The organism is Streptococcus sp. HMSC061D10 (assembly GCF_001808865.1).
GTDB lineage: Bacteria > Bacillota > Bacilli > Lactobacillales > Streptococcaceae > Streptococcus.
This window is the reverse complement of sequence record NZ_KV795008.1, coordinates 157,594-181,005: the sequence shown is the minus strand read 5'-3', so window position 1 is coordinate 181,005 and position 23,412 is coordinate 157,594. Positions and strand designations below refer to the sequence as shown.

The window sequence follows — 23,412 nt, the reverse complement described above, 5'->3', positions numbered from 1 at the left end:
TTTATACCTCGTTACTCGGTCTGTTTCTCTATATCGTCCTTTCTGACGTCTAAAAAACATTTTTAGTCTCCTTGGATTCTATTTTTTTATAAAACTCAGTCTGGTTTGTCTTTTTGCTGAAAAAACGTCTATAATTCGGTTTTTTCTTATTTTATAATCTTTATTAGCAAAAAAAATCACAAATTTATGATATGGACTAATGTTTTGGTCATTATATTATAGCACATTTTTGTCATCTATGTCTAAACTTTTTGACGATTTTTTCCTTTATTTTAACTCACTAGATTTCATTTTCTCATTTTTATTGATAAAACGAATATCAGCAAACTTTGAATCCAATTTTTTTCAAACTTGTTTAGTTTCATACCCCGAGATTTTGTCACTCTACTATAATCTTAACAGTGATAAGATAACACTTTATTCCGCAACAAAAAAAGTCGCCTGATTGGGCGACTTAATTTTTATAGGGAGATTATTATGAAAAAGTTTTAGGAGTTAAAGTTAAGGTCTTCTTAACTTCTGAGATAAGTATACAACTCCTAACTTAAAGTTTCCTTAAGTTATTTTAAATGTAAGATTTTTCCATTTTTCTTGCCAGTTTTTCTTAGATAAACGTTTTTGATAGAGCTTCATCCGGTCTTCATTTTCTAAGAAATGAGGGGTCGGAGAAACCTGAAAGTTCAAAATATCTTCCAAACCATAAGGGGCAAAGAGCTCCAAAGTTGCATCAGAATGCAAGCGAAGACCTATCGCCGTACAACATTCAGGATATTTACTCATGGCATCACAGGAATTCACATAGGGAGGCGTATGGGGACTATGCTGATGCATATAGACTTGATTCTTCAGCTCCCATTGATACTGGGGAAAATCCTCTCTCAACTTACTTTCTATAGCCAACGTTTCTTCATAACTCACCTCTGGGTCAAAGAAAATGACGTCCACATCCGTTTCACGGTCAAAGGCTGGTTTATCTGACAAGAGATTCCAGATAAAATTTCGAACCGAACCAGCTGCTAACCAGGAATCATTTAATTCCAGGTCACGGATGATGGTCAAAATAGCCATCATTTCAGGATTTTCTCTGAAAGAGTCTAAAATTTCAGTCTCATTTTTCAATATATTCATACCCCAAATGCTCATAAGCCTTGGCCGTCGCCACCCGTCCTGAACGAGTTCGCATGATAAAACCTTTCTGGATCAGGTAAGGTTCATACATATCCTCTACCGTCTCACGCTCTTCCGCAATATTAACCGAAAGAGTACCTAGACCGACAGGACCACCACCGTACATCTCAATCATGGTGCGAAGGATTTTCTGGTCCACATAGTCCAAGCCTTCATGGTCTACATCCAGCATAGTCAAGGCCTTGTCCGTAATCACATCATCAATCAAGCCATCGCCCATAATTTGGGCAAAGTCGCGCACGCGCTTAAGGAGACGATTGGCAATACGAGGAGTTCCACGACTGCGTAAAGCCAACTCAGCAGCAGCTTCATGGGTAATTTCCATCTCAAAGATATCTGCCGTCCGCTCGACAATCTCTGTCAAGTCAGCATGTGTATAGTATTCCATGTGACCAGTGATCCCAAAACGTGCACGAAGTGGATTTGAAAGCATCCCTGCTCGTGTCGTCGCACCAATCAAGGTAAAAGGTGGTAATTCTAGATGGACACTGCGACTACCTTCCCCCGCACCAATCATGATGTCGATGTAGAAGTCTTCCATAGCACTGTAAAGCACCTCTTCCACCGACATAGGCAAGCGATGAATCTCATCAATGAAAAGAACATCTCCTGGCTCCAAGTCATTCAAAATCGCTACCAGATCACCGGCTTTTTCAATAACGGGACCAGACGTTTGTTTGAGATTGACTCCCAATTCATTGGCAATGACAAAAGCCATGGTTGTTTTCCCGAGACCTGGAGGGCCAAACAAAAGAACATGGTCCAGCGCCTCATCTCGCATTTTCGCTGCTTCGATAAAGATTTGAAGCTGATCCTTGACCTTGTCCTGACCGATATATTCACGTAAATATTGGGGACGGAGAGTACGTTCTACCAACTCCTCATCGCCCATGATTTCATTATCTAAAATTCTACTCATGCTCCTATTATAGCAAAAATCCAGCCCACAAACAAAAAAGCCACCGAATTTGGTGGCTTCATTAGGGAGATTATTATGAAAAAGAAAAGTTTAGGATTTCTATTAAATAAAGTTAGGAGGTCTTTATTTAATGATTACATGATACAGAAGAATACTTAAAGTTAGCTTCAGATTTTCTAGTTTTTAATTTTGTTCAAAAATAATAAATACTAATTAAAAATTGCTAAAAGCAAACAAGAAAAAAGCCACCAAATTGGGTGACTTCATTAGGAGATTATGATGAAAAAAGTTTTAGGATTTCTATTAAATAAAGGTTACTCAATGAAAATCGAAATCAGACTAGGCAGAGCGACGCAAGCATAACTAAAGTTAGGTAAGTCGACTCTAACGAAGTATGGGGAGATTTTAGAAGAGTATTAGGAGGTCTTTATTTAATGATTACATGATACACAAGCAGACTTAAAGTTAGCTTAAGAATTTAAATCTATTATTAACAATTTTCTTGAACAGCTGTTTGACCTGCAATACGTCCAAAAGTAAAGATATCCGTAAGTGAATTCCCTCCTAGACGGTTACCTGCATGAAGTCCACCTGCGACTTCTCCGGCAGCATACAATCCAGGGATTACCTGACCTTGTTCATTCAAAACGTGTGTTGAAGTATCAATCTTGAGTCCACCCATTGTATGGTGAACAGCAGGTTTTCTTGGTGTTGCGTAGAATGGTGCAACCTCACACTTGAGATCGAAACTACCCTTATTAAATTCAGGGTCAAATCCTGCATCAACATAAGAGTTGTACTTCTTGATTGTATCTGCTAACACCTGTGGATCCATACCAATTTGAACAGCCAACTCTTCTATCGTATCTGCACGGTAGAGAGTTCCTGCTTTGACTTGAGCATCGATTTTTTCTTGGCTAGTATTGTAGGCTGTTGCCTTGATGCGGTCATCTGCAATCAAGTAGAACAAGCCACCATTATCAATCGCTGCTTGAGATAGCTTGTCTCTGCTACCGTACTCATCTACAAACCGCTTACCTTCAGTATTTACCATGATGAAGTTAGCTGGAGGAACTTGAAGTCCTGAGAAGAGGGCTCCTGTCACTGGATCGGATACTGGCATCATTTGACTAAAGCCCATACCCACTAGATCTGCACCTACACTTTGACCTAAGAGGATTCCATCTCCTGTTACAGCTGGTGTATTAGAGGTGGCAATATCATCCGCGATTTCGGTCCAGTAAGTATTGTATTTTTGTAGCATCTTGGTATTAGCACCAAATCCTCCAGAAGCTAGAACAACGGCTTCTGCATGAACGATGATGGTTTGACCGTTTCGGCCTTCTGCTCTGACACCTTTGACAACCCCTTCTTCTACAAGCAATTCTTTGACTGGAGAGTCCGTCAATATCTTGCCTCCATTTTCTAGAACATATTTTTGTAGAACCGAGATAAAGGCATAACCCATTGGTTGAACCGGCTTATGGCCACGACGCCAAAGGGCTCCAACTGGCATTGTTACTTCACTACGAACAAATTCAACACCGATGTCTTCCAACCAGCGAACAGACTCTAGGGCACGTTCGGTCAATACAGAAACCAAATCATATTGGCCATGAATTTCATGTCCTTGTAAATCTTTTCGTTTTCCACCGATATAAGTTTGGATACGGTAAAGTAAGGTAGAATCAAACAAATAGCTTGGATCTTGCAAATACTTCTCAACCTCAACCTTCAAGGCTCTAAAGTCCTCTAAATATTCTGGGTCAATCGTTGATTCATCTGTCGCAATCAATTCTTGAAGCGTATGTGCCTCACCTGGATGAGCTGCGAAGGTTCCTTGCCATGCTGGATCTGGCGCATTCATTGGGCCACCCGCACGAACAGTATTTCCTCCAATTGCTGGGAATTTCTCAACAACAATCGGCTTCTTACCAGCTTGCAAGACTGCAGCTGCCGCAGCTAAACCAGCACCTCCACCTCCGACGATGACAACATCTGCCTGATAAGTTTTATCCTCTTTATCCAAAGCAGATGGAGCTTTTGAACGTTTACGTAAAACATCTGGATTTGCACCCGCTTGTTTAACTGCACGCGCAACTCCATCCAAGACACCATTTGAAGTCACAGAAGCTCCTGACACCGCATCAACATTTAAGGTTTGCCCCTCAATGATTTCCGCTGGAATACGGGTGAAGACGACATCTGCAATCCCTGAAGATTCTCCAGAAGAATCGATTTCAATTTTTTCAATACGGTCTTCAGAAACTGTGACGTCCATCGGTAATTTACCATTATGACCTTCAGTTGTAACATGGTATGTTCCTGGTTCAAATCGAATTTCTTCAGGAAGGTTTAGTTGGTTTGCAACAGAGACAAAGCGAAGGAAACGATAGAAACAGCTATCTAAGAAATCAACAGTTCGCTCATCTATCAGATCTCCATTTGCATCAAATGCTCGATGAGCTCGACCAAGTAAAAATTCACTTCCTGGCATAACTGTTGCATTTACTCCAGGTGCATCAAGGATCTGACGAAGGTGAAGTTGGGCACGTGAAGAGCCTTGAACATCATAGGAAGCTCCGACAATCATGGTTGGCTTCCCATCTAGTGGATGAATGTTAAAAGACAACCATTCAAGCAAACTATTTAAACTTGATGGGATTGTATGATTGTGTTCAGGTGTAGAGATGATGACACCATCAGCTTCCGAAATTGCTTTGTTAAACTTCTGAATAACAGGTGTATCTGTTTGATCATCGGTTTCATTGAACATTGGTACATCGGTAATTTCTAAAATTTCAATGTCAGCTTTTGACGCAAAATGTCTTTTCATAAATTGCAACAAACTACGGTTATAGGATTGTTTGGCATTGGTACCAACAATAGCTACTAATTTCATGGATTGTTCTCCTTTCTTGAAATACTTATGCTTTCAACCATTCTTCCCAGATGAAAGATTTCTTACGATTTGTATCTTCTGGTTTGACCAAAGCCTTTGTTAGTTCAACAAAATTTTGGAATTCTGCAAAATGTTCTTCCAACTCTGCGACTTTTTCAGGATTGTTCAAATTATAGTCATCGTCCAATACTTGTTCAGAATGTCCTAGGAAAAACTCTGTTCCTGGCATGACTCTTGCTTTCAGTTCAGGCGCATCAAGAATCTGACGCAAGTGTGCTTGGGCTCTAGATGTTCCAAGCAATCCAAGAGAAGCTCCTACAATCATCGTTGGTTTGTTAATCAAAGCACGACTGGTATAGGCAATCCATTCCAAGGCTGAAGCTAAGGGTGCCGGTATAGTATGATCATACTCTGGTGTTGATATAATCACACCATCCGCCTCGAGGATTTTTTCTGAAAAAGCTTGAACTTCGGCTGGTGCTAGCTTGTCCTCAGGTTCGTTAAATGCTGGCAATTGTTTGATCTCCAATACCTCAATATCGGCTTTATCTGAAAAATGCTTTTGCATAAATTTCAAGAGTTTCCGATTGGTTGAGCGGTCAGAATTTGTTCCAACGATAGCAACTAATTTCATCTTGCTACCCCCTTTATTTGTTTGATTTAATATCATTATACAACTTTAGCCTATCATGTAAATCGATAATCCTAAAACATTGTGTTATTCTATCAGTTTATCTTAGTTTAGTATAAGTTAGTAAAAAAATTAACAATATTTTCTTAGAAAGTATTGACCCTCATTTTTAACTATGTTATAGTCTTTGTGAAAAATGTATTAAGTTAAAGGAGGGTCTTCTTATGAAAGAGACATTCAATCGTTGGCAAGTTTTAGCTGCATCAACTGCTATTCTTCTCTGTACAGGTGCTGTCTATTCTTTTTCCGTTTTCGCTGGACCTCTAAGTTCTTCAACAGGTTGGTCTATGTCCGAAATCATGCTTGCATTTGCCATCAACTCAGCTATCGGACCTATCCCTATGATTCTAGGGGGGTATCTGGTAGACAAGGGATATGTAAAATGGACAATCGCCCTTGGTGCCCTTCTATTTGCTAGTGGCTTTTTCCTAACTGGTTATGCAAGCTCACCAGCTATGCTCTATTTGACCTATGGTTTAATGGCAGGTCTTGGTCAAGGATTCGCCTATTCAGGAGCCCTCTCAAATTCTCTTCGCCTCTTCCCTGATAAACGTGGTTTAGCTTCTGGGATTCTAACAGGAGGTATGGGATTTGCTGCAGTTATCGCGTCACCAGTTGCAAGTAGTCTCATTCAAAAACAAGATGCCTTCTTTGCTTTTCGAACAATTGGACTTGTCTATATTGTTGTTATTATCTGTGCCATTTTCTTCATCAAGGCAGCCCCAAGTGGCTACCAACCAGCAGGTTGGAAAGCTCCTGTACAAACTAAACAAGGACCTGCCAATAAAAACTGGAAAGAAATGCTACAAAGTCCTTTATTCTACATCATTATCAGCATGTTCTTTGTTGGTGCTTTTTCTGGCTTGATGATCGCCTCTCAAGCATCCCCAATTGGCCAATCAATGTTTGGACTATCTGCTGGTACAGCAGCTCTCTATGTCTCTCTTTATTCAATCGCAAACTCTAGTGGCCGCTTTATCTGGGGTTCACTCTCTGATAAAATTGGTCGTTCAAAAACATTATTGATTATCTATTCTGTAATCGTATTGGCACTCTTCTCCTTAACAATCATCCCTGGTCAATTTGGCTTTACTCTAGGAATCATCGGCCTTGGTATCTGCTTCGGTGGTGTTATGGGCGTCTTCCCATCTATTGTCATGGAGAACTACGGACCTGCTAATCAGGGAGTTAACTACGGTATCGTCTTCACAGGTTATTCTTTAGCTGCATTTTTTGCACCTAAAGTTGCGGTTCAAATGGCAGCAGCTAACAATGGAAATTACAGTGCCGCATTCTACGTTGCTATCGCTCTCGCAGTTGTTGGGCTTCTTCTCAACCTCCTTTACATGAAGAAGAAAGGTTAGAGAAAGAACTTCTCATCAAATACTCATTACTAATTTAAGGCAGGGTCGGGATTTTTTGTCCCGCCCTTTTTTTGGTATAATAAAACTAGAAATAGCTTATTGGGAGGTTTTATCATGGCTCAGCAGTCAAGACTTTTACGAGATAACCCATCTGATTTTCCCTATGATTTTGAAAAACAAATCTTATCTAAGCAATCTTCTAATACCATCTATCATTGGCATCCTGAACTCGAGATTGTCTATGTCAAAAAAGGAACTGCTACCTTCTATATCAACTCTGAGCGCTTTGAAAGTCATGAAGGTGATATTTTTCTAATTCAGCCAACTTCTCCTCACGCTATCTACCCTATTGAAAATCAAGAACAAATTTCAACAGTTTTTCGTATTCATTTAGATTTCCTAGGTAGAAGTCAAATTGACAGCTTTAGCCAACGCTATATTCAACCAATATACTCTGGGCATTTTTATCTCACTCCTCGGATTTCGCCAGATAATCATGCTTATGAACCGATTCGCGATTGTCTTTTATCTCTTTTTTCTATCCTTGAAGAGCAGAGTATTTATTATGATCTCCTTTTAAAGGCAAAACTCTATGAATTTCTCTATCTTCTCTTTAAGTACAGGTATGTCAATCGACACTATACAGATGATACCTATCAAAAATATCAGAAATTAAAAGAAATGATTAGCTATCTTGAGCAACACTATGCGGAGCCCATTCAAATTGACCAGCTTGCTGCTACGTTTGGATATAGCAAAAATCACTTTATGAATATTTTCAAACAGCATACTGGGACAAGCTGTATGGAGTATCTCATACGATTGCGCCTGGAAAAAGCTTGCGAAAAGCTCGTACAGACCAATCAAAGTGTTCAAGAAATAGCAAGCCAGGTTGGCTTTACTAACCTCTCAAATTTTAATCGACAATTCAAACAACACTTCCAGTTAACTCCCAGACAGTATCGAAATCAACAACTCAAAAAAGAATCCTAACTACATGTCTCCTTAGTGATTTACTAGGGAGATTTTTCTTTATCAAACAAAAAAGCCACCAAATTGGGTGGCTCTATTAGGAGATTATGATGAAAAAAGTTTAGGATTTCTATTAAATAAAGGTTACTCAATGAAAATCGAAATCAGACTAGGCAGAGCGACGCAAGCATAACTAAAGTTAGGTAAGTCGACTCTAACGAAGTATGGGGAGATTTTCGAAGAGTATTGGGAGGTCTTTATTTAATGATTACATAATACACAAGCAAACTTAAAATTAACTTAAGATTTTCTAGTTTTTAATTTTGTACAAAAATAATAAATACTAATTAAAAATTGCTAAAAGCAAACAAGAAAAAAGCCACCGAATTTGGTGACTTCTTTAGGGAGATTATTATGAAAAAAGTTTTAGGATTTCCATTAAATAAAGTTAGGAGGTCTTTATTTAATGATTACATGATACACAGGCAGACTTAAAATTAGCTTAAGTGAAAAAATTATTTTAAATTTTTTCGATTCACCCAAATCATGCCCGTACACTGGAAACTAGATAAGGTTTCAAACCCCAGAGAACGATAGAATCCAAGAGTCTTTTCAGACTCTTCTGTCGCTAGTTGGATTTGGTAGGTATCCTTATAATCGGATAAAGCCTGCTTCATCAAGGTGCTGCCAATTCCTTGACGCTGATAAGTAGGCAAGACGATCAAATCCTGGACAAAAACTGAAGAAAAACCGTCTCCAATCAAGCGAACTAGACCAACGATTTTCTCACCATCACGCGCTAGATAAATGGCCAGTGAATGAGACAAAGCCTGGGACAACATTTGAGGCTGATTGGTATAATTTGTCCAACCAACTGCCTGGTAGAGATGCAAAACGTCATCTAAATCGACGGATTGTTGATTTCTAATGAAAATCATTTTCTTTCCTCCATCAGAATTTTCAATTACTGAATTTCTCATAAAAGAATAACATAAGATCAAATAAGAAACAAGAAAATGCATAAACTCATAGTAATAAAACTGAACTTATGCATTTTTCACTATTTTATCAATCTAAACTAATTTTTCCTTTTTGAGTTCCCCAAATACCTGTTTGTACCTGTAACTGTAAACCTGAAGCATTGGCAGTCTCATCACTTAAGTCAAAAACCACATTTCCTGTAATACTATTTTCGGGGTTTAATTCTGATAAGAAAAATTTTGCTTCTTCATTTGCATACAAACCAGCAGCACCATCTGTTGCATACTCCGTATCACCTTTTAAAAGTTTAAAGAAATCATCAGTAACTGTTATAGATTTTTTACCAGTATTTTTTACTGTTACATTCACAATTAAATAAATACCATTTGCAGTTTTTCCATATTCTCCACCAACATTTTGAGATAGGGATTTTGAATTTACAACGTATTCAACATCCCCAACTTTAACAACTTCTCCAATCTTATGTTCTACCTTAGTTGCTGTTTTTTCTTTTGTATTTTTAGTTTCTTCCGATGCCTTTGGTTGAACAGTTTCTTCTGATGATGTTGCTTGGACACTTGAATTGGATGGAGTTGACTGTTTCGATGAATTATTTCCACTTCCTCCTTTAATAGCACTAAATGCAACAAGTACAACAAGTAGTATGAACCACCATTTTTTATAAAAAGGCGTTTTTTTCACATAAATGTTCCCATTTTCATCCTTGATTTTCTTAGCCATAAGAAATCTCCCTTAATATTTTTATTTTAAACTATTATAATATATTTCCTAAAAAAAAAGCATTTTTTGAATAAAATGTAAATTCACAGTACCATGTTTTATCTATGCCTTTACCTAAAACTTTCAAATGTCAAACATGCATAAAAATAATATCCTTTTCAAAATAAGGTTACCTGTATACTAATTATTGCAACTTATATATTAAACCTCAAAAAATCTCCAAAGAGAAACTTTGAAGACTTATCATTTCCTATTCCAAAAAGATTATAAAAGACAGAGAAAACGGTCGACGATTCCTTATCTAAGTTAGATGCAAGAAAAGAGACTGGTTAAAAACTCTAATTTATCAGAAGATAATGATGAATTACGGTTTAAAATAGACGTTCGCTTTGGCATAAGTCCTAAATATCACCAACAGCTCTCCAATTTCTGTTTTTGTTGCCCATTTTCATCAAAATTATCCGAACGCAACCACGATTCAAAACGAGCTTTGACCTTTGGCCAATCCTTATCAATCATAGACATCCAGTCCGTGTCTCTGGTACGCCCTTTATAAATAACAGCTTGACGGAAAGTGCCTTCGTAGATAAAACCCAAACGTTCTGCTGCTTTTCTAGAAGGTAGATTTAGTGCATCACATTTCCACTCATAACGGCGATAGTTAAGCTCTTCAAAGACATAACGAGCAAGCAAATAGTGGGCTTCTGTTCCCATCCTTGTCTGTTTGAGAGCCGGAGAAAAGGTCACCGCGCCAACTTCAACCACGCAATTAGCTTGGTCAATACGCATGAGAGAAAAAGTCCCCAGCGCCTTTCCAGTCGCTTTATCAATAATCGCATAATAGAAGCGATCCTTGCGCTCAATCATCTGCTTTAAAGCAACAATTAATTCTTCAAGATTTTCTACTGGTGGTTGAAAGAGATAGGTCCACATCTCTCGAGGTGATTCTGGACCATAAACAGCCAGCAAATCCTCCGCATGCTTTTCCACTGACAGAGCTTCGATAATCGTATACTGTCCTTCTATCCGTACAAGTGACGGTAAAACTCCAGGTGTATCGTCTACAGGTTCACCAATCATCTGACCATATTCATTTACAGGCATAGTTTTCTCCTTGTCTCACACTTATAAGTTTAAAGATGTGAATAGTATATCACATCTCACAGGTAATCTACAAAAAATCCTCCAAAGCTTAGCTCTGAAGGATTCATTTTTATTTCACAACAATGTTTACAAGCTTATTCGGTACCGCAATCACTTTCACGATTTCCTTGCCATCGATCTCTGCCTTAACTTTTTCGTTAGCCAGAGCCACTTCTTGCAATTCTTCGCGAGAAAGGTCTTTTTCGACCATGAGTTTGGCACGGACTTTTCCTTTGATTTGAACGACGATTTCAATTTCGTCTTCAATCAATTTGCTTTCGTCCCATGTTGGCCAAGCCACGTAAGAGATAGACTCACCGGTTGCTGCGACTGTTTGCCAGAGTTCTTCTGCCAAGTGAGGGGCAAATGGGGCAATCATTTGGATAAATCCTTTGGCGTAATCCACATAGAGTTTATCTTCCTTGTTAGCAGCATTAACAAAGACCATGAGCTGAGCAATGGCTGTGTTGAATTTCATAGACTCGATTTGCTCAGTAACAGATTTAACAGTTTCGTTATAAACCTTGTCAAGAGCGCCATTGTTTTCCGCAACGATTTCTTTACTTGTAATCAAACGGTAAACACGGTCAAGGAATTTACGGCTTCCTTCCAATCCTTCTTCAGACCAAGCGATTGAAGCATCGAGTGGTCCCATGAACATTTCATAGACACGAAGGGTATCAGCACCGTATTGTTCCACCACATCGTCTGGGTTGACAACGTTCTTGAGGGATTTAGACATCTTGGCTGGTGCTTGCTCCAACTCTTCCCCTGTTTCCACATGGAAGAAGGAACCGTCACGTTTTTCAACCTTGTCAGTTGCCACAAGAGCTCCACGGTGATCACGGTAGCTTGTTCCCAAAATCATTCCTTGGTTAAATAGTTTTTGGAATGGCTCTTTAGTTGGAACAACACCGATATCATAGAGGAATTTATGCCAGAAACGAGCGTAAAGCAAGTGAAGCACGGCGTGTTCTGCACCACCTACGTAGATATCTACTGGCAACCATTGTTTGAGGAGGTCCTCATCAGCCAATTTCTCAGTGTTGTGTGGGTCGATATAGCGAAGGTAGTACCAGCTTGAACCCGCCCATTGTGGCATAGTATTGGTTTCACGACGACCTTTCACTCCATCCTCACGAGTCACTTCAAGCCAGTCTGTCAAATTAGCCAATGGGCTTTCTCCAGTACCTGAAGGGCGTATGTCCTTGGTTACTGGCAAGACAAGTGGCAATTCACTTTCTGGAACAGCTGTTGAAGTTCCATCTTCCCAATGAATAATTGGGATTGGTTCACCCCAGTAACGTTGACGGCTAAAGAGCCAGTCGCGGAGACGGTAGGTAACCTTTTCTTGACCAAAGCCTTTTTCTTCTAGCCAAGACACGATTTTAGCAATCGCTTCTTCTTTGTTGAGACCGTTCAAGAAGTCAGAGTTGACGTGAAGGCCATCTTCTGTGTAGGCAGCTTCTTCAACGTTTCCACCTTCAAGTACTTCTACGATTGGAAGACCAAACTGTTTAGCAAAATCCCAGTCACGCTCATCGTGGGCAGGTACAGCCATAACAGCACCTGTACCATAGCTAGACAAAACGTAGTCGGCAATCCAGATTGGGATTTCTTTACCATTGACAGGGTTGATGGCATAAGCACCAGTCCAAACCCCTGTTTTTTCCTTGGCAAGGTCAGTACGAGCCAAGTCTGATTTGAGGCTGGCTTGGTGTTTGTAGTCAGATACAGCCTCAGCTTGTTCAGGACTTGTGATGGCATCTACTAGTTCATGCTCAGGCGCCAAAACAGTGAAGGTCGCACCAAAGAGGGTGTCTGGACGTGTCGTAAAGACAGTGAATTCCTTGTCAGTCCCTTTTACTTTGAAGGTGACATTGGCACCAGTTGATTTCCCAATCCAGTTGCGTTGCATATCTTTGATAGACTCTGGCCAGTCAAGATCATCCAAGTCATTGAGCAAGCGCTCCGCATAGGCAGTAATTTTAAGCATCCATTGGCGCATTGGTTTGCGGACAACTGGATAGCCACCACGCTCAGATGTTCCATCTGGAAGTACTTCTTCGTTGGCGATAGCTGTTCCCAACTCTTCAACCCAGTTTACTGGCACTTCAGCTTCATAAGCCAAACCTTTTTCGTAAAGCTTAGTGAAAATCCATTGCGTCCACTTGTAGTAGTTTGGATCTGTAGTATTGACTTCACGGTCCCAGTCGTAAGAGAATCCAAGCGCATTGATTTGGCGTTTGAAGTTGGCAATGTTTTCCGCTGTGAATTCTGCTGGGTCATTACCAGTATCCATAGCGTATTGCTCAGCAGGCAAACCAAAGGCATCCCATCCCATTGGGTGAAGGACATTGTAACCTTGGGCACGTTTGAAACGGCTGAGGATATCAGTTGCTGTGTAGCCTTCTGGGTGTCCTACGTGAAGACCCGCTCCAGATGGGTAAGGGAACATGTCCAATGCGTAAAACTTAGGTTTTGAGGCATCTGTTCCTGTTTTAAAAGTGTGATTGTCAGCCCAGTATTTTTGCCACTTAGGCTCGATTTCTTTATGATTGTAAAAACTCATGCTATTTCTCCAATTTTATGATGTTACTATTATACCATTTTTGGGGGAATTTGAAAGTCGAGAAATGTTCTTTTGGGCTTGGATGGAAAGAAAGACTGAATCGCAAATCCAGCTTATTTAGCAGTATAAAAAATTAGCTAACACTTGAAATTAACTTATATCGATTATTTATCTCTTCCATCTTTTTCCCCTAACGCCTTTAACTCATATTCCTCGTTTTAGATTTCTTTAAGGTTTTTATTATATCCTATAGAACTCTGCAAATTATAAACATTAAGCAAGTTGTAGAGTAAAAACGTTCGTAAAAAAAGGAGACTCTTATGAAAAAACTACTATTCTTTCTCTCTTGTGGATGGATATTTCTTACTTTATCAGGATGTTCTTCAACAACAGAAGCGGAAACTAGCTCTGAAAAAGATTCAGATAACACTTTGGTTATCTACTCGCCTAACCCTGAAGACCTTATCGAAGAAACAATCCCTGCCTTCGAAGAAAAATATGGTATTAAGGTTGACTTAGTACAAGCCAGCACTGGTGAATTGTTCAAAAAAGCTGAGGCTGAAAAAGAATCCCCTGTAGCCGATGTCATTTTCGGAGGCTCCTACGCCCTCTTCTCTTCTAACGAAAATCTTTTTGAACCTTATATTTCTCAAGAGAACGACCAGATAATCCCTGAATATCAAAATAAAACTGGATTCTACACGCCTTATACACTTGATGTCAGTGTCATCATTGCCAATTCAGCTCTTACAAAAGATATTAAAATTGAAGGCTACAATGATCTACTCAATCCTAAATTAAAAGGAAAAATCGCAACTGCTAATCCAAGTAATTCTTCTAGCGCCTTTGCTCAATTAACAAACATGCTCGTAGATCAGGGGGGCTATGAAAATGAGCAAGCTTGGACATATGTGAAAAATCTATTTAGCTTAGTAGATGGGAAAATTGCTTCTAGTTCTTCAAATGTCTACAAATCAGTCGCTGACGGAGAAATGGCTGTCGGACTCACCTATGAAGATCCTGCCTTGAAACTCTTAAACGATGGCGTTGATGTAAAAGTCATTTATCCAAAAGAAGGAACCGTCTTTTTGCCTGGTAACGCAGCTATTATCAAAAATGCCAAACACATGGAAAACGCTAAAAAATTTATCGATTTCCTTCTTTCTCAAGACATTCAGGATAAACTAGGAACTGAAACAACCATTAGACCCATTCGAAAAAATGCTAAAACCAATAAAAATATGAAATCAATGACCGAAATCAATATCGCCACTGAAGATTCTGAGTACGTCATCCAAAATAAATCAGCTATTCTTAAAAAGTACAATGATATTTTCACTAATATTCAATCGAAACAGTAAAAGAGGTTCAGTATGAGTGAGATCAAAATTATTAACGCAAAAAAAATCTACCATGACATTCCTGTCATTGAGAATTTAAATGTTACGATCCCAAAAGGAAGTCTTTTCACTATTCTTGGACCTTCAGGTTGTGGAAAAACGACTCTTCTTCGAATGATTGCAGGCTTCAACAGTATTGAAGGCGGAGAATTTTACTTCGATGATACTAAAATCAATAACATAGAACCCAGCAAACGCAACATCGGTATGGTTTTCCAAAACTACGCTATTTTCCCACATTTGACTGTTCGAGATAATGTTGCTTTTGGTCTTAAACAAAAAAAGGTTCCAAAAGATGAATTAGTTCAACAAACTAATAAATATCTGGAACTAATGCAAATTGATCAATACGCAGATCGAAAGCCCGATAAGCTCAGTGGTGGACAACAACAACGTGTCGCCTTAGCACGTGCATTAGCTGTTAATCCAAGTGTTCTCCTCATGGACGAGCCACTTAGTAACCTGGATGCGAAACTTCGCTTAGATATGCGCCAAGTTATTCGAGAAATTCAACACGAAGTGGGAATTACAACTGTATATGTGACCCACGACCAAGAAGAAGCCATGGCTATTTCTGACCAAATCGCGGTTATGAAAGATGGTGTTATTCAACAAATTGGTCGTCCAAAAGAGCTATACCACAAACCAGAGAACGAATTTGTCGCAACCTTTATTGGTAGAACAAACATCATCCCTGCCCGTTTAGAAAAGCAAGCTGATGGAGCGTACATCGTCTTTGAAGACGGCTACTCTCTTCGTATGCCAGCTCTTGACCAAATTGACGAGCAAAACATCCGTGTTAGCATTCGTCCTGAAGAATTTATCCGTGATGAAAATGGCCCAATCGATGGAACAATCACCGATAGTGTTTATCTTGGACTCACCACTGAATATTTTGTAGAGACTGCATTTTCTTCAAAAATACAGGTCAGCGAAGAATCAACTTTTGAAGAAGATCTTCAAAAAGGGGATCGAATTCGTCTACGAATCAATACTCAAAAGTTAAATGTCTTTTCTGCAGATGGTTCCCAAAATCTTATTACAGGAGTTGGCTATGAAAGGTAAAAAACTAAATATTTGGACAACCTCCTCATTCTTCATCTTTCTTACCTATCTTATTTTTCTTGTTTATCCAATTATTATTGTACTCAAGCAAGCACTCATACATGAAGGTCAATTCTCACTAGCTAATTTTGAGGATTTCTTTAGTAAATCCTATTACTCTGAGACACTAGTAAACAGTTTTAACGTCTCCATTACTTCTACTGTAACTTCCCTAGTTTTAGGGACCTTATTGGCTTACCTCTTTTCTATATATGACTTCAAAGGAAAGAAATTTTTACAGATATTGATTATCATCGCTTCCATGTCAGCTCCTTTCGTAGGGGCATACTCTTGGATTCTCTTGTTGGGACGAAATGGTGTCATCACTAAATTTTTGACAAATGCCCTTCATCTTCCAGCTATTGATATTTATGGCTTCAAAGGAATTGTACTTGTGTTCACACTCCAGCTATTCCCATTAGTTTTTCTATACGTGGCTGGAGCCATGAAAAGAATTGACCATTCTCTTCTTGAAGCCGCTGAAAGCATGGGGGTATTTGGATTCAAACGTATGATAACAGTTATTTTGCCCCTTTTAGTTCCAACTTTACTTGCCGCTGCCCTACTCGTATTTATGAGAGCATTCTCCGACTTCGGAACTCCTATGTTAATTGGTGAAGGATATCGAACTTTCCCTGTTTTAATTTATAATCAATTCATTAGTGAGGTTGGCGGAAATTCTGCTTTTGCATCTGCTTTAGCAATCATGGCGATTATCATTGCTTTAACAATCTTTCTTATTCAAAAATATATTTCCAATCGCTATAGTTTCAGCATGAATTCTCTCCATCCAATTGAGCCGAAAAAAACTACAAAAGGGAAAATGGCAGCAATTTATGCAACAGTTTACGGAATTGTCTTATTTTCTGTTCTACCTCAATTATTTTTGATTTATACCTCTTTCCTAAAAACATCAGGTATGGTATTTGTCAAGGGCTATTCTCTAAACAGTTACAAGATTGCCTTCAATCGCATGGGAGCTACTATTTTTAATACGATTCGCATTCCTTTGATTGCTTTGATTCTAGTTGTTTTATTTGCATCATTTATCTCCTACCTAGCTGTTAGAAAACGAAATTTGTTTACAAACTTAATTGATAGCCTTAGTATGGTACCTTATATCGTACCAGGAACAGTTCTCGGTATTGCCTTTATCTCTTCATTCAATACAGGTATCTTCGGAAGTGGCTTCCTTATGATTACAGGAACAGCCTTCATCTTGATTATCTCCTTATCTGTAAGAAGACTCCCTTATACAATCCGCTCATCCGTTGCTAGCTTACAACAAATAGCACCTAGTATTGAAGAAGCAGCTGAGAGTTTAGGAAGTAGCCGTCTCAATACTTTCAGTAACATCACTGTTCCAATGATGTTACCCGGTATTATTTCTGGATCTATTCTATCATGGGTAACAATGATTTCAGAACTATCTACTTCTATCCTGCTATATAATGCCAAAACAAAAACTATGACCGTAGCAATCTATACAGAGGTCCTCAGAGGAAATTATGGTGTGGCAGCTGCTTTGTCAACTATCCTCACTGTCTTGACAGTTGCTTCATTATTACTATTTATGAAAATTTCTAAAAACAATAGCATTACCCTCTAGTTTTTCTCCTAAAGACAGCCAAATTACTCATTGGCTGTCTTTTTATTTATACTCTATCATTCAATTAATGCTTCATAAATAATATAGATGCATGATAGTCCTTTTTATGGTAGAATATAGGAAAGTGCTTTCTCAGAAGGAGGAAAATATGAACAAACAAACCATCGCTGTTTTAGGGCCTGGTTCTTGGGGTACTGCACTGTCACAAGTTCTTAACGACAACGGACACGAAGTGCGTATCTGGGGAAATATTCCTGACCAAATTGATGAAATTAATACACAACATACTAACAAACGCTATTTTAAGGATATTGTATTAGACGATAAAATTGTGGCCTATCATGATTTGGCAGAAGCCTTGAAGGGTGTTGATGCTGTCTTGTTCGTAGTCCCAACAAAGGTGACAAGATTGGTAGCTCAACAGGTAGCTGCTGTTTTGGATCATAAAGTGGTGGTCATGCATGCTTCAAAAGGTCTTGAGCCAAATAGTCACAAACGTCTTTCAACTATTCTCGAAGAAGAAATCCCTCAAGAGTTTCGTAGTGAAATTGTGGTTGTATCTGGTCCTAGTCACGCAGAAGAAACAATCGTCCGTGATATTACCTTGATTACAGCCGCATCTAAGGATTTAGAGACAGCTCAGTATGTTCAGACACTCTTTAGTAACCACTACTTCCGTCTTTATACCAATACAGATGTGATTGGAGTGGAAACAGCTGGTGCTCTTAAAAACATCATCGCTGTTGGTGCAGGTGCCCTCCATGGACTTGGATTTGGAGACAACGCTAAAGCTGCCATTATCACGCGCGGGCTTGCGGAAATCACTCGTCTAGGAGTCAAACTTGGAGCAAATCCACTGACTTATAGCGGACTTTCTGGAGTTGGGGATTTAATCGTTACTGGAACTTCTGTCCACTCACGTAACTGGCGAGCAGGTGATGCTCTTGGACGTGGCGAAGCCTTGGCAGATATCGAAGCCAACATGGGGATGGTGATTGAAGGAATTTCAACAACCAAAGCTGCTTATGAATTGGCGCAAGAACTTGGAGTCTATATGCCTATTACTCAGGCTATCTATCAGGTTATTTATGAAAATGTTAATATTAAGGATGCTGTTTCTGAACTCATGAGCAATGAGTTCAAGGCAGAGAACGAGTGGTCATAATCACCGTTAGAAAGGATGCTCATGAAGCAAAAAGTTAGAAAAGCTGTTATCCCTGCTGCAGGACTTGGAACTCGTTTCCTACCTGCTACTAAAGCTTTGGCCAAAGAAATGTTGCCAATCGTGGATAAACCAACCATCCAGTTTATCGTTGAAGAAGCTCTCAAGTCTGGAATTGAGGACATTCTTGTTGTCACAGGGAAATCAAAACGTTCGATCGAAGACCATTTTGACTCAAACTTTGAACTAGAATATAACCTCAAGGAAAAAGGAAAAACAGATCTCTTGAAACTAGTCGATGAAACAACTGGTATGCGCCTTCACTTCATCCGTCAAACACACCCACGTGGACTCGGAGATGCCGTCTTACAAGCCAAAGCTTTCGTCGGGAATGAACCCTTTGTGGTTATGCTTGGAGATGACCTCATGGATATCACAGATGACAAGGCTATTCCACTGACTAAGCAACTCATGAACGATTATGAGAAGACTCATGCTTCTACTATCGCCGTCATGCCTGTCCCACATGAAGAAGTTTCTTCATACGGAGTCATCGCTCCTCAAGGTGAAGGAAATGACGGTCTTTACAGTGTTGAAACCTTCGTTGAAAAGCCAGCACCTGAAGACGCACCAAGTGATCTAGCCATTATTGGCCGTTATCTCCTCACACCTGAGATTTTCGGCATTCTCGAAAGTCAAAAACCTGGTGCGGGAAATGAAATCCAGCTAACAGATGCTATCGATACACTCAACAAAACTCAACGTGTATTTGCGCGCGAGTTTAAAGGTTCACGTTATGATGTTGGAGATAAGTTTGGATTTATGAAGACATCTATCGAATATGCTCTCAAACATCCTCAAGTCAAAGACCACTTGAAGGACTACTTGATTGATCTAGGAAAAGAACTTTCAGGAGAAAAATAAACAATTGACCCAACAGTCAGATTTAGCTTAAATCTGGCTTTTTTCAATGTCTAAAATTCGAACTCCAATCCCTATCCAAAGCCCTGTTCTAAGCCTAATTTCTTGCAATAATTGCTTTTATGGTATAATAATAAAGAGTGAGGAATTCTATGAACAAACATGTAACAAGAATAAAACAAAAAGGACTGGCCTTACTTCGGTCTCTAAAATTAACAGCTTCTAAAATGAATGCAAAGAAAAAGAGTGGAAAAAACTCTAAGCAGAAAAAGAAAACTCAAACACCATTCGATATTTGGACCTTGTGTGCCAAGATTTTACTTGGCATAAAGGCAACTTTTAACACACTTTTCATCCTAGCTTTTATTGGCGGTCTCCTTGGAACAGGGGTTGCCTTGGGTTATGCTGTTTCTCTCTTTGATCAAGTTAGTGTCCCTCAAACGGAGGATTTGATCAAGCAGGTCAATAATATTTCATCCATCTCTGAAATCCGCTACGCAGATGGTTCCATGATTAGCGCTATCGAAAGCGATCTACTTCGCACATCTGTATCATCAGATGCCATTTCAGATAACCTCAAGCAAGCTATCGTTGCAACCGAGGATGAACACTTTGCAGAGCACAACGGTGTCGTTCCTAAAGCGGTTATTCGAGCCAGTCTAGGAAAATTCATCGGACTTGGTTCTTCCAGTGGAGGATCTACCCTAACACAACAGCTCATCAAACAACAAGTGGTTGGTGATGCTCCTACGCTTGCCCGTAAAGCCAGTGAAATCGTTGATGCCTTGGCCTTGGAAAGAGCCATGAGCAAGGACGAAATCCTAACCACCTATCTCAACGTTGCTCCTTTTGGTCGTAACAATAAAGGTCAAAATATCGCAGGTGCTCAACAAGCTGCCAAAGGGATTTTTGGGGTGGATGCAAGCAAACTAACCATTCCTCAAGCGGCTTTCCTAGCAGGTTTACCACAAAGTCCTATTTCCTACTCACCTTATGAATCTACTGGTGAGATGAAGAGCGAGGAAGATATTGAACTCGGTATTAAGCGCTCAAAAGATGTTCTCTACAATATGTATCGAACAGGAGTCCTCAGCCAGGAAGACTATGAAACCTACAAGGCTTATGACATTAAGCAAGATTTCTTGCCATCAGAAAATGCTAGCGTTACCTCTAAAGGCTTCCTCTACTTCACTGCGCTCGACGAGGCTACCAAGATTATGTATGATTATCTGGTGCAAAAGGACAATGTTTCTGACCAAGAACTACAGAATGAATCTATCCGAAAATCTTATCAAGAATTGGCCGAAAAAGAAATCCAAAACGGTGGTTACCGTATTACAACTACCATCGATAAAACGATTCATACTGCTATGCAAAATGCCGTAACAAACTACGGATACCTTCTAAATGATAGCTCGGGTCAACCTGAAGTTGGGAATGTCTTGATGGACAATCAAACTGGGGCGATTTTAGGTTTTATAGGTGGGCGAGATTATCAGACCAATCAAAACAATCACGCCTTCGATACCAAACGTTCCCCTGCCTCCACTACCAAGCCACTCTTGGCCTACGGTATTGCTATCGACCAAGGGCTTATGGGAAGTGCTAGCATCCTCTCAAACTATCCAACAAACTTCTCTAACGGAACTCCGATCATGCATGTCAACAGTCCTGGAACAACCATGATAGACCTTAAAGAAGCTCTCAACTATTCTTGGAACATCCCAGCCTACTGGACCTACAGAATGCTCCGTGAAAAAGGGGTTGACGTCCGTTCTTATATGGAAAAAATGGGATATGAAATCCCAGAATATGGCATTGAAAGTCTTCCAATGGGAGGAGGAATTGAAGTTACTGTAGCCCAGCACACCAATGGCTACCAAACGCTAGCTAACAATGGTACCTATCATAAGAAATACATGATCTCAAAAATTGAGAAAACGAGTGGTGAGGTTCTCTATGAACATCAGGCTAAACCCATCCAAGTTTACTCTAAAGCTACTGCAACCATTATGCAGAGTTTGCTAAGAGATGTGCTTTCATCTCGAGTCACTACAAGCTTCCAAACGGATCTGACTTCTATCAATTCCAGTCTAGCAGGTGCTGACTGGATCGGAAAAACTGGTACAACCAATGAAGAAGGGGATATGTGGCTAATGGTCTCTACTCCAAGATTAACCCTTGGAGGCTGGGTTGGACATGACGACAACAGCCCTCTAGCCCAGGGAGCATACTACCGCAATGCAAAATACATGGCTCATCTGGTAAATGCCATCCAGCAAGCATCTCCCTCTGCTTGGGGTTCAGAACGTTTCAAACTCGATTCAAGCGTCACTTCATCACAAGTCCTCAAATCAACTGGTCAAAAGCCAGGAAAGGTGACTATCAATGGGAAAGAAATTAATCTAAGCGGAGAAACGGTGACTAGCTACTGGGCTAACCAAGCTGGCGCGCCGACTACCACTTATAAATTCGCTATTGGTGGAAGCGATTCTGACTACCAAAATGCTTGGAACACCATTTTAGGAAGTCTGCCAAAAGTATCTTCTTCCTCATCAAACAATAGCAGTAACAATAACAACAATAACAATAACAACAACAATAATAGTAATAATAGTAATAATAGTAATAATACTTCTAATAGTAACGGGAACAATAATAGTAGCTCTAGTTCCAATAACAGAAGTAGCAATCAACGGCGCTAACTAGCACAATCATTGAGAGTGGGAAAGAAATGATTTTCTCAACTCTCTTTTTTCTTTCTTCGTTTCATGGTACAATAGCAATATGAATAAATATCAAAAGAATATTTTTAAGGGAACCATTTATTCTCTCCTATCTGGCTTGATCTGGGGGATCTGCGGAATTTTAGGAGAGTACTTTTTTTCACATTATCAAGTATCTTCAGGGTGGATTACTTCTATGCGTCTACTCGTCGCTGGTAGTTTCGTAATCGTCTTATCTAGTATAAAACTCCGGTTCCAGCTCTTCGAGATCTGGAAAAATCGAAACAATTACCTTCCTTTTCTGGCCTATGCTATCTTAGGGATCTTCTCCGTTCAGTATTTCTTCTATCTCTGTGTGGAGTACTCCAACGCTACAACTGCAACCATCCTACAATTTATCAGTCCTGTCTTTATCCTCTTTTACAATCGCATTATCTACAAGAAAAAAGCTTCTAAAAGTGCTATTTTTTATGTCTTGGTTGCTATGGTTGGGGTCTTTTTGATGGCTACCAAAGGAGATCTATCCAAATTATCAATTACACCACTTGCTTTACTGACAGGACTTCTCAGTGCACTAGGTGTCATGTTCAATGTCATCTTACCCCAACGCTTTGCTAAAAAATACGGTTTTGTGCCTACTGTTGGCTGGGGAATGATTATCGCTGGGATTTTTAGTAATTTTATCTACCCTGTTTATAAGATTAGCTTCCAGGTTGATGCCATCAGTATCTGTATTTGTTTGACCATTGCCTTTTTGGGAACTGCCTTTGCCTTTTTCCTATCTATGAAGGCTGTATCGCTCGTATCCCCATTGGTGGTGTCAGTCGTCAGTGCAAGCGAACCTTTATCATCTGCTATTCTAAGCGTTCTCTTTCTAGGTTTAGTCTTGGATGGGTATCTGCTACTGGCTATGATTTTGATTATCATCCCAATGATCTTTCTATCCATTGAAGAATCAAAAAACAAAATGAAAGAATCTTCTTTTAACACTTAAGGCTTCAAAATTGAAGCCTTTTT

Annotated in this window: 17 protein-coding genes; 9 read left to right on the top strand and 8 right to left on the bottom strand. The window is 39.5% G+C overall.

Annotated features, from left to right (window positions below; all coding sequences use genetic code 11):
• Positions 1-555 precede the first annotated feature (555 nt).
• The 4 genes from HMPREF2728_RS03705 to HMPREF2728_RS03690 all read right to left on the bottom strand — a co-directional run bounded on the left by HMPREF2728_RS03705 (position 556) and on the right by HMPREF2728_RS03690 (position 5,643).
• Positions 556-1,128, bottom strand: coding sequence for a nucleotidyltransferase family protein (locus tag HMPREF2728_RS03705; protein ID WP_075227083.1), 573 nt, complete (start codon positions 1,126-1,128; stop codon positions 556-558).
• Positions 1,109-2,107, bottom strand: coding sequence for a Holliday junction branch migration DNA helicase RuvB (gene ruvB, locus HMPREF2728_RS03700; RefSeq protein WP_081108277.1), 999 nt, complete (start codon positions 2,105-2,107; stop codon positions 1,109-1,111). Before ruvB ends, HMPREF2728_RS03705 begins: the two co-directional genes overlap by 20 nt.
• A gap of 490 nt (positions 2,108-2,597) precedes the next feature.
• Positions 2,598-5,009, bottom strand: coding sequence for a flavocytochrome c (locus HMPREF2728_RS03695; protein WP_075227082.1), 2,412 nt, complete (start codon positions 5,007-5,009; stop codon positions 2,598-2,600).
• 25 nt (positions 5,010-5,034) lie between these two features.
• Positions 5,035-5,643: an NADPH-dependent FMN reductase gene (locus HMPREF2728_RS03690; RefSeq protein WP_000779599.1), complete on the bottom strand. Its 609-nt coding sequence runs from the start codon at positions 5,641-5,643 to the stop codon at positions 5,035-5,037.
• 221 nt (positions 5,644-5,864) lie between these two features.
• Here HMPREF2728_RS03690 and HMPREF2728_RS03685 point away from each other — a divergent pair, with 221 nt between their 5' ends.
• Positions 5,865-7,064, top strand: a complete 1,200-nt coding sequence (locus tag HMPREF2728_RS03685; RefSeq protein ID WP_075227081.1) for an L-lactate MFS transporter — start codon at positions 5,865-5,867, stop codon at positions 7,062-7,064.
• Positions 7,065-7,178: 114 nt separating this feature from the next.
• On the top strand, positions 7,179-8,057 hold the full coding sequence (locus tag HMPREF2728_RS03680; RefSeq protein ID WP_075227080.1) for an AraC family transcriptional regulator: 879 nt from the start codon (positions 7,179-7,181) through the stop codon (positions 8,055-8,057).
• Positions 8,058-8,551: 494 nt separating this feature from the next.
• Here the strand turns inward: HMPREF2728_RS03680 and HMPREF2728_RS03675 are convergent, their stop codons facing one another.
• The 4 genes from HMPREF2728_RS03675 to leuS all read right to left on the bottom strand — a co-directional run bounded on the left by HMPREF2728_RS03675 (position 8,552) and on the right by leuS (position 13,473).
• Positions 8,552-8,974, bottom strand: a complete 423-nt coding sequence (locus tag HMPREF2728_RS03675; protein WP_075227079.1) for a GNAT family N-acetyltransferase — start codon at positions 8,972-8,974, stop codon at positions 8,552-8,554.
• A gap of 130 nt (positions 8,975-9,104) precedes the next feature.
• Entirely contained in the window at positions 9,105-9,758 is a 654-nt protein-coding gene (locus HMPREF2728_RS03670) for a DUF4352 domain-containing protein (protein WP_061863481.1), read from the bottom strand.
• A gap of 408 nt (positions 9,759-10,166) precedes the next feature.
• Positions 10,167-10,862 (bottom strand): GNAT family N-acetyltransferase, encoded by a 696-nt coding sequence (locus HMPREF2728_RS03665; protein ID WP_075227078.1) that lies wholly within the window; start codon positions 10,860-10,862, stop codon positions 10,167-10,169.
• A gap of 109 nt (positions 10,863-10,971) precedes the next feature.
• Positions 10,972-13,473, bottom strand: a complete 2,502-nt coding sequence (gene leuS, locus HMPREF2728_RS03660; protein ID WP_075227077.1) for a leucine--tRNA ligase — start codon at positions 13,471-13,473, stop codon at positions 10,972-10,974.
• Positions 13,474-13,793: 320 nt separating this feature from the next.
• Here leuS and HMPREF2728_RS03655 point away from each other — a divergent pair, with 320 nt between their 5' ends.
• From HMPREF2728_RS03655 to HMPREF2728_RS03625, 7 genes are all read left to right on the top strand, one after another.
• Positions 13,794-14,834, top strand: coding sequence for an ABC transporter substrate-binding protein (locus HMPREF2728_RS03655; RefSeq protein WP_075227076.1), 1,041 nt, complete (start codon positions 13,794-13,796; stop codon positions 14,832-14,834).
• 12 nt (positions 14,835-14,846) lie between these two features.
• Positions 14,847-15,938 (top strand): ABC transporter ATP-binding protein, encoded by a 1,092-nt coding sequence (locus HMPREF2728_RS03650; protein ID WP_075227075.1) that lies wholly within the window; start codon positions 14,847-14,849, stop codon positions 15,936-15,938.
• A complete protein-coding gene (locus tag HMPREF2728_RS03645) occupies positions 15,928-17,586 on the top strand; it encodes an ABC transporter permease (RefSeq protein ID WP_075227074.1) in 1,659 nt (552 codons plus the stop codon). The genes HMPREF2728_RS03650 and HMPREF2728_RS03645 overlap by 11 nt, the downstream gene beginning before the upstream one ends.
• Before the next feature lie 148 nt (positions 17,587-17,734).
• Entirely contained in the window at positions 17,735-18,751 is a 1,017-nt protein-coding gene (locus tag HMPREF2728_RS03640; protein ID WP_075227073.1) for an NAD(P)H-dependent glycerol-3-phosphate dehydrogenase, read from the top strand.
• A 21-nt stretch (positions 18,752-18,772) separates the two neighbouring features.
• Positions 18,773-19,672, top strand: a complete 900-nt coding sequence (galU, locus tag HMPREF2728_RS03635) for a UTP--glucose-1-phosphate uridylyltransferase GalU (protein ID WP_075227072.1) — start codon at positions 18,773-18,775, stop codon at positions 19,670-19,672.
• Positions 19,673-19,821: 149 nt separating this feature from the next.
• The gene (gene pbp1b, locus HMPREF2728_RS03630; protein ID WP_075227071.1) at positions 19,822-22,374 is read left to right on the top strand and encodes a penicillin-binding protein PBP1B; all 2,553 of its coding nucleotides are present in this window, start codon (positions 19,822-19,824) and stop codon (positions 22,372-22,374) included.
• An 82-nt stretch (positions 22,375-22,456) separates the two neighbouring features.
• Positions 22,457-23,389: a DMT family transporter gene (locus tag HMPREF2728_RS03625; RefSeq protein ID WP_075227070.1), complete on the top strand. Its 933-nt coding sequence runs from the start codon at positions 22,457-22,459 to the stop codon at positions 23,387-23,389.
• The last annotated feature ends 23 nt before the right edge of the window (positions 23,390-23,412 follow it).